Genomic DNA, 624 nt, shown 5'->3' with positions numbered 1-624 from the left:
AGTGCACCCACTGTCACCGAACCAATGCATCGAACGAACAGCAATCGGCCACTGATTGACTTGGCCGAGCCCGGCAAGAGAACAAGTGTGGGCCCCAAGCATGCCGCCAGTGCTACCCACAAGAATTCGTATTGAAGCGTGAATACGACCCCGATGATTGCCACAGAAGGCACGATACCCGCAGCGATGAGAATCGAGTTCCGAAGTCCAAGCTTGGTCTTTTGAGTCTTCGATATGTCGAAACCGGCAACACGAGCTGCGACTTTCGTTAAGAGGAACATGGAAACACCAAACAGGATGCCACCAATCAAAAATAGGCCCGTCACCAGAAGAAGCGTGAGGACTGGATTCGAACCGCCTCGAAAATCATAAAGAAAGAAGGCCAACATGGCCAAGCCCCATGCGAGTCCAAGCAAGATGAATCGCCAGATAGTCATGTGAGGCCTAACGCTTGAGCAAAGACACGCGCGGAGGCGAGACGGCTTGCCGTAGCGCGTCGGCGCTTGAGCAAGGGGTTAGGCCGCATACGGCGACGTGGCCTACGGCTTGCCGGGGCAACCATCATGTAGCGCGATTTCTTGATACTCGACCGCGTGTTCTTGGGGAAGCGGAACTATCTTCTTG

The 624-nt window shown here is 54.5% G+C and carries 1 protein-coding gene; it reads right to left on the bottom strand.

Features of this window, described 5'->3' with window-relative positions; translation table 11 throughout:
- On the bottom strand, nucleotides 1–437 hold a 437-nt coding region (locus tag AC1D1X_RS25195; protein WP_477699620.1), incomplete at its 3' end, for a hypothetical protein.
- Nucleotides 438–624 lie beyond the last annotated feature (187 nt).

The sequence above is a fragment of the Polaromonas sp. P1_G4 genome, from assembly GCF_056405475.1.
The sequence above is the reverse complement of the archived record's forward strand: the minus strand, read 5'-3'. Positions and strand labels throughout refer to the sequence as shown.